The 14929-nt window shown below is 74.0% G+C and carries 10 protein-coding genes; 8 read left to right on the forward strand and 2 right to left on the reverse strand.

All coding sequences use genetic code 11. The annotated features are described in order from the left end of the window. Window positions 1-110: 110 nt before the first annotated feature. From KHP12_RS09400 to KHP12_RS09425, 6 genes are all read left to right on the forward strand, one after another. Window positions 111-1325: a CdaR family transcriptional regulator gene (locus tag KHP12_RS09400; RefSeq protein ID WP_086884324.1), complete on the forward strand. Its 1215-nt coding sequence runs from the start codon at window positions 111-113 to the stop codon at window positions 1323-1325. 200 nt (window positions 1326-1525) lie between these two features. Further along, on the forward strand, window positions 1526-2884 hold the full coding sequence (locus tag KHP12_RS09405) for a type I glutamate--ammonia ligase (RefSeq protein WP_086884321.1): 1359 nt from the start codon (window positions 1526-1528) through the stop codon (window positions 2882-2884). 3 nt (window positions 2885-2887) lie between these two features. After that, window positions 2888-4057 (forward strand): amidohydrolase family protein, encoded by a 1170-nt coding sequence (locus KHP12_RS09410; RefSeq protein ID WP_086884322.1) that lies wholly within the window; start codon window positions 2888-2890, stop codon window positions 4055-4057. A gap of 382 nt (window positions 4058-4439) precedes the next feature. Further along, entirely contained in the window at window positions 4440-5231 is a 792-nt protein-coding gene (locus KHP12_RS09415) for an SDR family NAD(P)-dependent oxidoreductase (protein ID WP_211832551.1), read from the forward strand. Between the two features lie 160 nt (window positions 5232-5391). Next, the gene (locus KHP12_RS09420; RefSeq protein ID WP_211832553.1) at window positions 5392-7797 is read left to right on the forward strand and encodes a GH92 family glycosyl hydrolase; all 2406 of its coding nucleotides are present in this window, start codon (window positions 5392-5394) and stop codon (window positions 7795-7797) included. Between the two features lie 84 nt (window positions 7798-7881). Further along, window positions 7882-8946: a zinc-dependent alcohol dehydrogenase family protein gene (locus KHP12_RS09425; RefSeq protein ID WP_086882759.1), complete on the forward strand. Its 1065-nt coding sequence runs from the start codon at window positions 7882-7884 to the stop codon at window positions 8944-8946. A gap of 69 nt (window positions 8947-9015) precedes the next feature. Here KHP12_RS09425 and KHP12_RS09430 read toward each other — a convergent pair whose 3' ends face one another. Together KHP12_RS09430 and KHP12_RS09435 are read right to left on the reverse strand one after the other, a co-directional pair. Beyond that, window positions 9016-11112 carry a 3-hydroxybutyrate oligomer hydrolase family protein gene (locus KHP12_RS09430; protein WP_086882760.1) on the reverse strand — a complete coding sequence of 699 codons (2097 nt, stop codon included), beginning with the start codon at window positions 11110-11112 and terminating at the stop codon, window positions 9016-9018. A 27-nt stretch (window positions 11113-11139) separates the two neighbouring features. Then, on the reverse strand, window positions 11140-12447 hold the full coding sequence (locus KHP12_RS09435) for a CitMHS family transporter (RefSeq protein ID WP_211832555.1): 1308 nt from the start codon (window positions 12445-12447) through the stop codon (window positions 11140-11142). Window positions 12448-12591: 144 nt separating this feature from the next. Here KHP12_RS09435 and KHP12_RS09440 point away from each other — a divergent pair, with 144 nt between their 5' ends. Both KHP12_RS09440 and KHP12_RS09445 read left to right on the forward strand, forming a co-directional pair. Beyond that, the gene (locus KHP12_RS09440; protein WP_086882762.1) at window positions 12592-13533 is read left to right on the forward strand and encodes a LysR family transcriptional regulator; all 942 of its coding nucleotides are present in this window, start codon (window positions 12592-12594) and stop codon (window positions 13531-13533) included. 180 nt (window positions 13534-13713) lie between these two features. Beyond that, window positions 13714-14928 (forward strand): CaiB/BaiF CoA transferase family protein, encoded by a 1215-nt coding sequence (locus KHP12_RS09445; protein WP_086882763.1) that lies wholly within the window; start codon window positions 13714-13716, stop codon window positions 14926-14928. Window position 14929: the final 1 nt, after the last annotated feature.

Genomic DNA, 14929 nt, shown 5'->3' on the forward strand with positions numbered 1-14929 from the left:
GGCGCCCGGTGGTGTTGACGGAAGACGGTATGCAGCGACGGGTCCCCGGTCATCGTTCGAAGCGTATGAAGACATCGACCTGAGAGCGGGTGCGTCTGTACGATCCGCCCATGGACCACCTTGGCGGCCCGCGCGGCGGCCCTCCCATACTGACGCCGGAGCTGGCACAGGAGATCGCCCGCGACATCGGGCGGATCACCGGTTTCAATGTACTGATCACCGATCCCGGGGCGGTCGTCATCGGCTGTGGCGACCTCGCGCGCGTCGGCACCGTCCACGAGGCGTCCCTGGAGGTGGTGCGCACCGGGCGCCCCGCCACCCACAGCGCCGAGCAGGCGGGCCGGATGCGGGGCGTACGGCCCGGGATGAGCCTGCCGATCACCGTCGGGGAGGAGGTGATCGGCACCGTCTGTCTGACCGGGGTGCCCGAGGAGGTGCACCGCTTCGGCCTGGTGGTGCGGCGGCAGACCGAGATCCTGCTGGAGGAGGCGGCGCTGCTGCGCTCGCGGATGCTCCATGAGCGGGCGGTCGACGACTTCGTCCGGGACATCGCGCTCTACGACCCCGAGGTGGTCGGCCCGGACGCGGTGGCCGCCCGCGCGGTCGAGCTGGGGCTCTCGCCCGGGGCGGCCCGCAGCGCGGTGCTGCTGGAGGTGCGCTCGGCGGGCGCGCCGGGCCGGGCGGACGAGGGCCCCGCGGCGGTGTCCCGGCTGACGGTGCTGCGGACGGTGCGGGAGGTGTTCCGCGACCGCCAGGACGTGGCGGGCGAGCAGACCGCGGGGCGGTACGCGGTGCTGGCCGTCGCGCACGAAGGGCGCGCGGCCCCGGAGAGGCTGCCCGAACGGTGCGAGCACCTGCTGGCGCTGCTCGCGGAGCGCCATGGTCTGGACGGCCGGATGGCCGTCGGCGAACCGGGGGCCGGGGCGGCCGGGATGCACGCCTCCTATCGCGACGCGGCGACGGCGCTGCGCACCGGACCGGCGGTCTTCCCCGGGGAGCGGGTCTTCATCGCCTCGGAGCTGCGGGTGCCGCATCTGCTGGGCTCGATACCGCCCCACGACCGGGCCCGGTTCACCGAGGCGGTGCTGGGGCGGCTGCGCGAGCAGCCGGACTGGCCGACGCTGCGGGAGACGCTGATCGGCTGGGCGGAAGGCGGCCTGTCGCTGGTCCGGGTCGCCGAGCGGCTGCACATCCACCGGAACACCCTGCTGTACCGGCTGGAGAAGATCGGGAAGTTGTCGGGCCGCCGGGTGCGCGAACCCGGCCAGGCCATCGAGATGTATCTCGCCTCCCTCGCCGACATCCTCCGGGAGGGGGCCAGGTGACGTAGGCGGCCTCCGCTACCTGGCCGAAACCGGACGCCTCGGCGGGCGGGCCGACCCCCCTCGACGCCACGGCCGGTCATGTCAACCACCGACCGGCATAAGCCACCGTCACACCCCGTATGCGATCGGGACAATGCGTCACCACAGGAACGTCCGCAGGCAATAGTCTCGGCGTACAGGACGTGGCTGAGGAGGCGCCCATGGGGACCGGGGATCGCGAGCAGGCATACGCACGAGCTCGGCAGGAGGCCGAGCGGCTCACCGCGAACGGCATCCAGGCCATCGCGCTGACCTGGGTGGACAACGCGGGTCTGACCCGGGTGAAGTCCGTGCCCACCGCGCGGCTGCCCCATGCCGCGCGGCGCGGGGTCGGGATGTCCCCCGTCTTCGACGTCTATCTCGTGGACGACTCCATGACCACCAGCCGCCATGTCGGCGGCCCGGACGGGGATCTGCGGCTCCTCCCCGACCTGGACCGGCTCACCCCGCTGGCCGCGCAGCCCGGCTGGGCCTGGGCCCCGGTCGACCGGTACGACCAGGAGGGCCGGGCGCACCCCGTCTGCCAGCGGCTGTTCGCCCGGCGGATGGCCGAGCAGGCGCGGAAGCGGGGGCTGACCGTGCGCATGGGGTTCGAGACCGAGTGGGTCGTCACCACGGGCGACCCGGACCAGGACCCGCCGCGCTACCCCACCGCGGGCCCCGCCTACGGCATGGCGCGGGTGGTCGACCTCGCCGACTACCTCGCCGATCTGCTCGGCGCGCTGGAGGCGCAGCAGGCCGAGGTGCACCAGCTCCACCCCGAGTACTCCCCCGGGCAGTTCGAGGTCTCCCTGGCACCCGCCGATCCGGTCGGCGCGGCCGATCTGGCCGTCCTGGTGCGGGAGACGATCCGGGCGTGCTCCGGGCGCGCCGGGTTCAACCCCATGTTCGGCCCGGTGGTGGACCCGGGCGGGGTCGGCAACGGCGCCCATCTCCATCTGAGCCTGTGGCAGGGGGACCGCAATCTGTGCCGGGACGGCGACGGGCCCAACGGCATGACCGCGACGGCCGAGGCGTTCCTCGCCGGGGTGCTGCGCGAGCTGCCCGCCCTGCTCGCCATCGGCGCCCCCTCCCCCGCGAGCTACCTCCGGCTCGAACCCTCCCGCTGGGCCGGGGCGTACCAGTGCTGGGGCCTGGAGAACCGGGAGGCCGCGGTGCGCTTCATCACCGGCGCGCCGGACGACCCGGGGGCCTCCAACGCCGAGATCAAGTCCTTCGACCCGGCGGCCAACCCCTACCTGGTGGCGGGCGCGGTCATCGCCGCGGGCCTCGGCGGGCTGGACGCCGGGCTCTCGCTCCCCCCGCCCGTCTCCGGGGACCCGGCCGCCGAGGGACGCGAGCGGCGGCTGCCCACCTCGCTGCTGACGGCGCTTGAGCACTTCGAGGACTCGGCCGTGCTGCGCGAGGCGCTGGGCGATCCGCTCTTCGAGTCCATCGCCGCGGTGCGCCGGGCGGAGGCCGCGCTGTTCGAGAAGTCGTCCCCGCGCGAGATCGCCGTCGCGACCCGGAGGCGGTACTGACCGATGGAGGCCGCCGAGCAGACGGATCCGACCGAGCCGCCGCTGCCGCCCCTGGTGGACCACCACTGCCATGGGGTGGTCCGCTCCGAGCTGGGCTCGGCCGAATTCGAGGCGTTCCTGACCGAATCCGACGCGCCCGCCGCGCTCGGCACCACCTTCTTCGACAGCCAGCTGGGGTTCGCGGTGCGCCGCTGGTGTCCGCCGCTGCTGGACCTCGAACCGCACTGCCCGCCCGCCCCCTACCTCGCCCGGCGGCGCGAGCTGGGCGCGCGGGAGGTGACCCGGCGGCTGCTGAGCGCCGCCGGGATCAGCGAGTTCCTGGTGGACACCGGGCTGCCGGGCAATCTGACCAGCCCTCAGGAGCTGGCCCTGGCGGCGGGCGGCACCGCGCATGAGATCGTCCGTCTTGAGCAGCTGGCGGAGCGGATCGCCGACACCTCGCTGACCGCCGACGACTTCCTGACCGGAGTGGCGGACGGGATCCGGGAGGCGGCCCGTACGGCGACCGGTTTCAAGTCGGTGGCCGCCTACCGCTACGGCCTGGACTTCGAGCCCGATCCGCCGGGCCCCGGCGCCGTCCACACCGCCGCCGAACACTGGCTGGCCCGGCGCGCCCAGGGCGGCACCGCCGCCGCCCGGGTCACCGACCCCGTGCTGCTGCGCCATCTGCTGTGGTCGGCGGCGTACACCGGGCTGCCGCTGCAACTGCACACCGGGTTCGGCGATCCCGATCTGCGGCTGGACCGCTGCGATCCGCTCGCCCTCACCGACTTCATCCGCGCCGTGCGCCCCACGGGCTGCACGCTGATCCTGCTGCACGGCTATCCGTACCACCGCGGCGCCGCCTATCTGGCCGCCGTCTTCCCGCATGTGTACGCCGATGTGGGGCTGGCCCTGTCGCACACCGGGGCGCGGGCCGGGGCGGTGCTCGCCGAGATGCTGGAGCTCGCCCCGTTCGGCAAGGTGCTCTTCTCGACCGACGCCTACGGGCTGCCCGAACTGTATGTGGTGGGGGCGCGGCTCTTCCGGGAGGCGCTGACCGCGCTGCTGACCCACTGGGTGGCGGAGGGCGCCTGGTCCCGACGCGACGCCCGCCGGGTGGCCGCGCTGCTGGGCGCGGACAACGCCCGCCGCGTCTACGGCCTGGGCACCCCTGCTCCCCGCGAGGGGTAAGGGGCGTCCGGCGGTACGCGTACGCCTGCGGCGGGCCACGCGGCGGAGCCGCATATCGGTGCTTCCCCCTACCCGCCCCTTCCCTCGCAGCGTCGATGTGCGGCTCCGCCGCGTGGGGGCTCCGCCCCAGACCCCGGGGTCCAGGGGCGAGGCCCCTGCCCCGCCGCGTGGCCCGCCGGACACCCCCAGCCACCCCGATGCGGCACCTCACCGGAACGGCCCGCTCCCGGGGCCCGGAGACCCACGGCCGCCGACGCGTACGGGCCGGGGGACACGCCGTCGCGGGCCGCCGCGTGCGTACGGGGGCGGGCCCATGCCCGGCGCGGAGCGCATACGCAGTACCGTGCCCGGAACGTACTCGACCGTAACCGGAGGAGATCGCATGCGGATCGCCGGCACGACCGTCCTGCTCACCGGGGCCACCGGCGGCATCGGCCAGACACTGGCCCGCGCGTTCGCGGCCAAGGGCGCCAAGCTGCTGCTCACCGGCCGCCGTGAGGAGGTGCTGCGGCCGCTGGCCGAGCGGCTGGGCGGCCGGGTGATCGTCGCCGATCTGGCCGAACGGTCCGATGTGGAGCGGCTCGTCGAGGAGGCGGCGGACGCCCGAATCGTCATCGCCAACGCCGCGCTGCCCGCCAGCGGCCCGGTCCTGGACTACCGGCCGGAGGAGCTGGACCGCGCCCTCGATGTCAATCTGCGCGCACCGATCCTGCTGTCCCGGCTGATGGCACCGCGCATGGTGGAGGCGGGCTCCGGACACCTGGTGATGATCGGCTCGCTGTCGGGCCGTACGGCCTCCCCCGGCGCGGCGCTCTACAACGCGGCCAAGTTCGGGCTGCGCGGTTTCGCCCTCGGGCTGCGGCAGGATCTGCACGGCACGGGGGTCGGGGTCTCGCTGGTGCAGCCCGGATTCGTGGGCGACGCCGGGATGTTCGCCGACGCGGGCACATCCCTGCCCACCGGGGTCCGTACGGTCTCCTCCCGGCGGGTGGCGGCCGCGACGATCCGGGCGGTCGAGCGGAACCGGGCCGAGGTGAACGTGGCCCCGCTGGAACTGCGCCTGGGCAGCGCCATCGGCGGGCTGTTCCCGAGCATCGCCGAGCGGGCCCAGCGGGGCGCGGGCGCGGGCCATACGTCCCGTCAGCTCGCCGACGGGCAGCGCGACAAGCGATAGCCCCACCCGCGCGCCCGGACGCCACGGCCCTGTGCGCGGGCGGTGTCGTCGGCCCTTCCGTCAATGACCCGCCCGCGCGCGGGTCATTGACACCGCCCAGCCCCCGTGCCAAAGTTTCGCGACCCTGGTCGGACAACGTTGTCATACGGAGGTGCGTCCCATGCGGTCGCTGATCGGTGGAATCCGTGCGCGCGCTGCGGGCACGGTCGCGGGCGTGATGGCGGCGGCGCTGCTGGGCGGCGGTCTGCTGGGACCACCGGGCGCGGCGGCCGCACCCTCGGCCACGTCCCCTCCGGCCGACCCCACCTCGCTGGTCCATCAGTTCGTGGGCACCGAGAACTTCGGCAACACCTTCCCCGGGGCGAGCGCCCCGTTCGGCATGGTCCAGGTCAGCCCGGACACCGGCGGCCAGGGCGGCTACGACTACGACCAGGACGCCATCCACGGCTTCAGCCAGACCCATCTGTCCGGCGTCGGCTGCGGGGTGGCGGGCGAGCTGCCCATCATGCCGACGACCGGCGCGGTCAGCGACGTGGACCCGGAGCACTACCGCTCCACCTACAGCCATGACGACGAGGAGGCCACCCCGGGCTACTACCGGGTGGGCCTGAAGTCCTACGGCATCGACGCCGAGCTGACCGCCACCCAGCGCACCGGCTGGCAGCGCTACACCTTCCCGGCCACCGGCGCGGCCAACGTCCTGTTCAACACCGGCAAGGCCAATCAGAAGGTCTTCGGCTCCGAGATCCGCGTGGTCGGCGACCGGACCGTCGAGGGCCGGGTCGAGGCCGGGAACTTCTGCGCCGGGAAGGACCGGCACACCGTCTACTTCACCGCCACCTTCGACCGCCCCTTCGCCTCCTACGGCACCTGGCGCGGCACCACCCCCACCCCCGGCTCCCGCGAGGCGGCCGGAGAGGGCGGCAACGGCGCCTGGGCCACCTTCGACGCGACCGAGGACCGGGATGTCGTGGTCAAGGTCGGGCTGTCGTACACCGGCCCCGAGGGTGCCCGGAAGAATCTCGCGGCGGAGACCGGGGACTCCTACGACTTCGACGCCACCCGCGCCGCGCTGCACGACACCTGGCGGAAGAAGCTCGACGCGATCCGGGTCGGCGGCGGCACCGAGGAGCGGCAGCGCGCCTTCTACACCGCGCTGTACCACGCCCAGCTGCACCCCAATGTGGCGGGCGACGTGGACGGCCGCTACACCGGTTTCGACGGCGCGACCCACACCGCCTCCGGCTACACCCCGTACCAGAACTTCTCGCTGTGGGACACCTACCGGCCGCAGAACCAGCTGCTGGAGATGGTGGAGCCGGGGGTGGCCCGCGATGTCGCGCTGTCGGTGGTCGCCATCGGCCGGGACGGCGGCTGGCTGCCGCGCTGGGCGCTGGCCAACAGCGAGACCAACATCATGACGGGTGACCCGGTGACCCCCTTCCTCGTCGAGGCGTGGTCCAAGGGCCTGCTGGCCGGGCACGAGGACGAGGCGTACGCGCTGCTGAAGAAGAACGCCACCAGCACCCCGCCCGCCGACTCGCCCTACAACGGCCGCTCCGGAGTGGACTATTACCGCGAGCTGGGCTACGTCCCCTCGGGGCTGAAGCTCGGCACCGACTGCGCCGACAAGGGCGGCGACAACGACTGCGTCCACCCCGCCTCGGCCACCCTGGAGTACTCGGCCGCGGACGCCGCGCTCGCCCTGATGGCGCGCGGGCTCGGCCACCGCGCCGACGCCCGGATGTTCGCCGAGCGCGGCCAGACGTACCGCACGCTGTGGGACGCCTCGATCGGGCAGTTCCGGCCGCGCACGGCCGACGGCGCGTGGGTGACCCCGTACGACCCGGTGGAGGCGGGCCGGCAGTTCCACGAGGGCGGCGCCTACCAGTACCAGTGGCTGGTGCCGCAGGACCCGGCCGGGCTCGTGGGGCTTATGGGCGGCAGGAGCGCGACCGAGAAGCGGCTGGACGACTTCTTCGCCTACGGCAGGCTGCTCACCGACCCGGCGGGCACCGCCCGTAAGGACTGGATCTCCGCCCCGTACGACTACTACGGCAAGCCCACCTACAACCCCAACAACGAGCCCGATCTGCACGCCCCGTACATGTATCTGTGGGCGGGCGCGCCCGCGAAGGCGGCGACCGTGGTGCGGGCGGCGATGACGCTGTTCACCACCGGGCCGGACGGGATGACCGGCAATGACGACCTCGGCACCATGTCGGCCTGGTACGTCTTCTCCTCGCTGGGTCTGTACCCGACGATGAGCGGCGGGGACTTCCTCGCCCTGTCCAGCCCGCAGTTCTCCTCGGCCGTGGTCCGTATCGGGCACTACGGCACCCGGCAGGGCGGCACGCTCACGGTCACCGCGCCGGGCGCGAGCGACACCAAGCGGTATGTCCGGAGTGTGTCGCTGAACGGCCGGAACGTGGCGCGGACTTGGCTGGACTGGGACCAGGTGGCCCACGGCGGGAAGCTGGCCCACCGGCTGTCCACCGAGCCCTCGTCCTGGGGCACCGGCCGGGGCACCGAACCGCCGTCGGTGGGCGCCACCCGCAAGGGCTGATACCGGCCGGTTGTGGTGTAGGTTCTATGGCCCGCCTGGACACACGGGCCATGGGGGATGTGGTCGAGCGAGGGAGCGGTGTCCATGCGTGCTGTGGTGTTCGACGAGTTCGGGCGCCGGCCCGAGGTCCGGAGCGTCGAGGACCCCGCTCCCTCCCCGCGCGGCGCGGTGATCCGCGTCGAGGCCACCGGACTGTGCCGCAGCGACTGGCACGGCTGGATGGGGCACGACCCGGACATCCGGCTGCCGCACGTCCCCGGCCATGAGCTGGCGGGGGTGATAGAGGAGGTCGGCCCCGACGTCCTCAACTGGCGGCCGGGGCAGCGGGTCACCGTGCCGTTCGTGTGCGCCTGCGGGCGCTGTGCCGCCTGTGCGGAGGGCGCCCAGCAGGTGTGCGAGCGGCAGACGCAGCCGGGGTTCACCCACTGGGGCTCGTTCGCCGAGTACGTGGCGATCGGACACGCCGATGTGAACCTGGTCGGGATACGCAACGAGCTGTCGTTCACCACCGCCGCCGGTCTGGGCTGCCGCTTCGCGACCGCCTTCCGCGCCGTCGTCGCCCAGGGCCGGGTGGCCCCGGGCGAGTGGGTCGCGGTGCACGGCTGCGGTGGGGTGGGGCTCTCCGCGGTGATGATCGCCGCCGCGGCCGGGGCCCGGGTGGTGGCGGTGGACATCTCGCCGCAGGCACTCGCCCTCGCCGCCCGGTTCGGCGCGGCGGTGTGCGTGGACGTGGCGTCCACCCTGGGCTCGGTGGCGGAGGCGGTCGCGGACGCGACGGGCGGCGGCGCCCATGTCTCGCTCGACGCGCTGGGCTCCCCGCGGACCTGCGCGGCGTCCATCAAGAGCCTGCGCCGCCACGGCCGCCACGTCCAGGTCGGGCTGCTGCCCCCGGCCGCCGGGACCCCGATGATCCCGATGGACCGGGTGATCGCGCTGGAGCTGCGGCTGCTGGGCAGCCATGGCATGGCCGCCCACGACTACGGGCCGATGATGGAGATGGTCGAGGCCGGTTCGCTGCGGCCGGATCTGCTGGTCACCGATGTGATCGGGCTGGACGCGGTCCCGGAGGCGCTGTCCACGATGACCTCCGGGGGCAGGGGCGGGGTCACGGTCATCGAACCGCACCGCCCGCCCCTGGCCGGGGACTGACCACGCGGCCCCGGCCAAGGTCTGACCACGCCCCTGGCCGGGAGCTGACGAACCGTCCCCGCGCGGTGCTCACGGCACCCACACCGTCCCGCCGGTCACCCGGATGCGGTCCCCCGCCGCCGGAGCGGAGGCGATGGGCGGGACGTTGGCCCGGGTCAGCTCGGGGGCGTGCCCCGGCTCACCGCCGCGTGGCACCGTGCGCACGACCTGGCTGGGCGGTAGCCCGGCCCGCCCCCGCAGCCGCTCCCCCATCAGATCCAGGGCCTGCTGGTAGTAGTAGCCGAGCGGGACGTACCGGTTGTCGAACCCGGCCGCCTGGGAGTCGCTGTGGTGGGCGTGGGTGACCTCGACATAGCTGACGGTGCCCCGCCCGCCCTGAGCCCGGGAGTTGAGCCCGAGGTACGGGCGTGAGCTGTGGTTGACCGGCACCCTGGTGTCATCGCGGCCCTGCACGATCAGCGTGGGCTTGCCGTGCAGATCGCCGTCGCGCCGGGTCTCGGCCAGCCCCTCGGCGAGCCGTGCCGCCCAGTCCCGCTCGGCGCGCGGCGCCCCGGCCCGGGGGAAGGCGAGCCGGTAGACGCAGGCCTCTCCCCGCAGGTTGTAGTCGTGCTCGCCGCCGGGTCCGACGGAGCGGGCGTCGGCCACGGGTCCGCCGGGCGAGTTCTCGTCGATCAGCACGCCCGGGGCGGGCGCCCGGCCGGAGCTGGTACCGAAGGCACCGGCCAGCTCCGCCCGGCGATACGGGACCGGGTTCCCGGAGGAGTCGGTGCGGGCCCAGCCGTAGCCGCACAGCGCGTCGTCGACCGAGGCGCGGGCGAAGCTCATCGCATAGGAGGCGGGGGTCTGCGGGTCGTAGTGCGAGACCTGGAGATACCCCGACTGGGGCTGGAATCCGGCGCGTACCAGGGCGTCCTGGGCGAGGCGCGGCAGCCCGTCCGGACCCGCCCGCTCGGCGTCCCGGCGCGGGATCAGCCGCGGGTCGTCGCCGACGAGGGCGGCGCAGCGGCGCCGTGCGGCGGACACGTCCACGCCCGGATAGCCGGGCGCGGTGGGCTCGGCGAGCGCGGCACACGGCTGGAGGAGTGAGGCCAGCGCGTTGTACCGGATCAGGGGCAGTCCGGCGGCGGGTACGGCCCGCCCGCCCTGACGGACCCGGATTCCGTCCAGCGGGGCGAGGTTCAGCTGCGGTTCGGAGGCCACGACCGCGTCGACGAGCCCGGTGCGGTCGGCCTCGCCCGCGGCGACGGCCGCGCCGCCGCCGTTGGAGACCCCGGTGGCCAGGACCGTGGTGGAGGCGGGGGTGTAGCCCGCCGGGGGCGCTCCGTCGCGCCAGTCGCGGTTCAGTACGGCGAGGGCGAGCCGGATCGAGCGCAGCACATCGCGTCCCCAGGTGGCCTGCGGATTCGCCCCCGAGTGGGCCATCTTGTAGGCGACGCGGTACGGGTGCTCCGCGTCGAAGCGGGCGCGCTCGGCGTCGCTCAGCCCGGCGTCGAAGGCGGTACGGCCGCGGAGTTCCGCGCGTGGACCGGTGGTTCCGTCGTGGGCCATGACGGTGCCCGAGTGAAGGTCGTCGAAGGCCGGGCCCATCCCCTTGTCGGTGTAGGCGACCGCGCAGCGGTGGTGCAGACCCCAGGCCCCCGCGGTGCCGACCATGCTGTAGACGCCGCCGAGCCCGGTCGCGGGCGCGGCGACGACGCACGGCCGGTCGCGGTCGATGTCGTCCGGGACCTGGACGACGAAACTCACGCTGTGGGCGCCGGTGCCCGCCACGGCCCGGTACTCGACGCCCGCGACCTTGCCGTCGCCGGGCACCGGCCGGCCCCGGTCGACATCGGGCCCGTACAGCCGCCCGAGGCCGCCGCCGGAGCCCGCGGACAGTCCGGCCGACCCCCAGATGGCCTGGCGGCGCAGCTCGGCGGCGGTGGGCCGGTCGGGGTCGGCGGCCCGCGGTATCGGCCCGCGCAGCCCGGTGAAGCCGAGCCCGGCGGTGAGCAGATCGTCGCTCCTCCCGTCGTAGTGCCGCGCCGTCAGCTCGCCGACGAAGGAGGGGAGAACGGACGGCTCGGGCCCTGCGGCGTGTGCGAGCGGGGTGGCGAGGGCCGTGGTGAGGGCCGTGGTGAGGGCGATGACCAGGGGCAGGTCGGACAGCCGGGGTACGGACGGCATGGACGGGTCCTCACTGATCGAAGCGGGTCAGAGCGGCAGGGCGCCCGTCGCGAGGGCGGCGGCGGTCATCACGAACGTCGTCCCGAACGCCCAGCGGAAGAGGAAGCGCTGGTGCTCCCCGAGCTGTACGCCGCTCATGCTCAGGAGGATGAAGGTCGCGGCGGTGAGCGGGCTCAGCGGGAAGCCGGTGGTCATCTGGCCGAGGACGGCCGCGCGGGCGATCTCGGCGTGGCCGGTGCCGAAGGCGTCGGCGGTCCCGGCGAGCACCGGGAGCACCCCGAAGTAGTAGGCGTCCGGGGTGAGGACGAGGCTCAGCGGCATGCTGGTGACGGCCACGAGCACCGGGAGATGGCCGCCGAGCCCGGCGGGGATGATGTCGACCAGCGCCTCGGCCATCTTCCCGATCATCCCGGTGCCGCCGAGGATGCCGGTGAACACCCCGGCCGCGAAGATCATGGTGATGACGAGCACCACGCTCTTGCCGTGCTTCTCCAGCAGCTCCTGCTGGTCCTCCCAGCGGGGGTGGTTGACCAGCAGCGCGAGGACGAAGGCGAGGACGAAGAGCACGGGCAGCGGCATGGCCTCCAGCACCAGACAGACCAGCAGGGCCACGGTGAGCAGCAGATTGAAGACGGTGAGCGCGAGACCGGCGCGTGCGGCGACCCGCGGTGTGCCGGGGCCGTCCCCGACCGCCACCTCGGCCCGTGGCGCGGGCTCGAGCGCGCCGAGCCGCCGCCGCTCACGGCGTCCGATGAGATACGCGGCGAGCAGCACCCAGGCGATACCGGCGGCGAGGGCGGGCAGCAGTGGCATGATGATGTCGGAGGTGTCGATCTTCAGGGCCGCCGCGGCGCGGGCCGTCGGCCCGCCCCACGGGATCATGTTCATCACGCCCGCGCCCAGGCCGACCACCCCGGCGAGCACCAGCCGGCTCATCCCCAGCCGCTGATAGACGGGGAGCAGCGCGGAGATGGTGATGAGGAAGGTGGAGGCGCCGTCGCCGTCGAGCGCGACGCATACGGTCAGCACGGCGGTGCCGACCGTGATCCGTACCGGGTCGTTCCTGGAGGCGCGGAGGATGCCGCGGATCAGCGGTTCGAAGAGGCCCGCGTCGATCATCAGGCTGAAGTAGAGCACCGCGAAGGCGATCATGATGCCGGTCGGGGCGACCTTGGACAGCCCGTCGAGCGCCATCGGGCCCAGGTCGTCGCCGTATCCGCCGATGACCGCGGTGACCACGGGCGTGAGGACCAGTGCCACCAGCACGGAGACCCGTTTGGTCATGGTGAGCAGCAGGAAGCCGCCGATCGTGCAGAACCCCAGTGCTGCCAGCATGGCCGCTCGCTTCCTCGTCCGGTCGGGTGCTGCCGAAGAGTTTCCGAGCGGGGAAAGATCCGCGTCCAGCATCGAACACAGATCTATCCATGCGTTTCGCGCAACAGTTCCCCTGCCCGGCCGCCGCGCCTACGCTCACGGACCATGGACGTCACCCTGCGCCAGCTGACCGCGTACGCGGCGGTCGCGCGCGCCGTGAGCTTCACCGCGGCCGCCGCCGAACTGCATGTGTCCCAGTCGTCGCTGAGCCGGGCGGTCGCCGATCTGGAACGGACGCTGGGGATGCGGCTGCTGGAGCGGGACACCCGCAATGTGCGGCTCACCCCGGCGGGCGCCGAGGCGCTGCGGATCGCCGACCAGATCCTCTCCGCGCACCGCGCGGGCCTGGCCCAGCTGGGGCGCTACGGCGCCGGTGAGCGCGGTGCGGTGGCCCTGGCGACCCTGCCCTCGGTCGCGGCCGTGCTGCTGCCGCCGGTGATCTCCGCCTTCCGCGCGCGCCGCCCCGAGATGACCGTACGGCTGCTGGACGGGCTGGAGCGCTCGGTGCTGGACCGGGTGGTCGACGGGGACGCCGACTTCGCGGTCAGCACGGTGGCCCGGCGCGCCCCGGGCATCACGCTTCGGCCGCTGGTGCGGGACCGCTTCGACGCGGTGCTCCCGGAGCACCATCCGCTGGCCGAGCGGGCGGAGGTGACCTGGGAGGAACTGGGCCGGGAGCCGTTCCTCGCGGTGGGCACCGACTCCAGCGTGCGCCGGATGACCGACGCGGCCTTCGCCCAGGCGGGGATGGAGGCGAACCCGGCGGCCGAGGCGTCGAACGTGGCCACGGTGGGCGGCCTGGTGGCGGCCGGGCTCGGCGTCTCCGCGCTGCCCGCCCTGGTCCATCCGCTGGTGGGGCCGGGCCGGCTGGTGCGGCGCCCGCTGGTGGGGCCGGTGGTGGAGCGCCGGCTGTACGTCGTCCTGCCGACGCGCCGCACGCTTCCGCCGGGGGCGCGTCGCTTTCTGGAGCAGCTGGAGGAGTTCCGCTCCGCGGCGGACGCCTTGCCGGCGGGGGTGGTGTGGGAGGAGGCGGGCGAGGACCAGTGAGGGCGCCGGGGGCACACCGCCGGGCGGCGACAGCGGCGATGGCTGCGACGGCGGCGGTGGCGGTGACGGCGGTGGCGATGACGCCGGTGGCGGCGGTGGCGGCGATCCTTGCGAGATCCGCATGAATTGATCCCCTTTCATTGCTGGACGCGCATACCCCCCGCCCCGCAGCCTGGCCGCATGGAGGACCAGACCAGCACAGGGCAGGGACAGCTCGCGGGGCTCAAGGTGGTGGAGTTCGCGCATGTGGTGGCGGGCCCCCTCGCCGGGGGGATGCTCGCCGACCAGGGCGCGGACGTCGTCCACGTGGAGCCGCCGGGCTCCGGTGACGCGGCGCGGGCGATGGGCCCGCGGCGCGACGGCGTACCGCTGTGGTTCAAGGTGGCGGGCCGCAACAAGCGCTCGGTGACCCTGGATCTGCACCACGAGGAGGGCCGGGAGGTCGCCCGGGAGCTGATCGCCTGGGCCGATGTGGTGATCGTGACGCTCCGGGCGGGCCGGCTGCGCGCCTGGGGCCTGGACTGGGAGGCCGTCCACGCGCTCAACCCCACCGCGATCCTGCTCCAGATCTCCGGGTTCGGCGCGACCTCCTCGCGGGCCGACGCCCCCGGCTTCGGGAAGATGGGCGAGGCCCGCAGCGGGGTGGTCCATCTGACCGGCTTCCCCGAGGGCCCGCCCGTGCACACCGGCTTCTCGCACGGCGACGCGGTCACCGGGCTGATGGGCGCGTTCGCGGTCCTGGCCGCGCTGCACCGCCGGGACACCGATCCGGACTCCTTCGACGGCGAGTGGATCGACCTGGCGCTGTTCGAGCCGCTGTACCGGCTGGTGGAGTGGCAGATCATCGCGTACGACCAGCTCGGTACGGCCCCCGAGCGGGCGGGCAACCAGCTGGCCGTCGCCCCGGCCGCCGTCATCAACACCTACCGCAGCGCCGATGGCGACTGGCTCACCGTCACCTCCGCCACCACCCGTTCGGTGCGCAATGTGGTGCGGCTGCTGGGCCTGCCCGACGAGGAGTTCGTCACCGTGGAGCAGCAGCACGCGGGGCGCGAGCGGCTCGACGCGGCGCTGCGGGAGTGGGTGGCGGCGCGCCCGGCGGCCGAGTGCCTGGCGGCGTTCGAGCGGGCCGAGGTGGTGGCCTCGCGGGTGTTCACCGCCGCCGATATCGTCGCCGACCCGGTCTACGCCGAACGCGAGGACATCATCACGGTGGACGACCCCGATCTCGGCCCGGTGCGGATGCAGGCGGTGATCCCGCGCTTCCACCGCTCCCCCGGCGCGGTGTGGCGGACCGGCCCCGCGCTCGGCGCGGACAACGCGCTGGTCTACGGGGAGTGGCTGGGCATCGACGGCGGGCGGCTGGCGAAGCTGGAGGCCGAGGGTGTCATCTGAG

The sequence above is a fragment of the Streptomyces asiaticus genome (assembly GCF_018138715.1).
Lineage (GTDB): Bacteria > Actinomycetota > Actinomycetes > Streptomycetales > Streptomycetaceae > Streptomyces > Streptomyces asiaticus.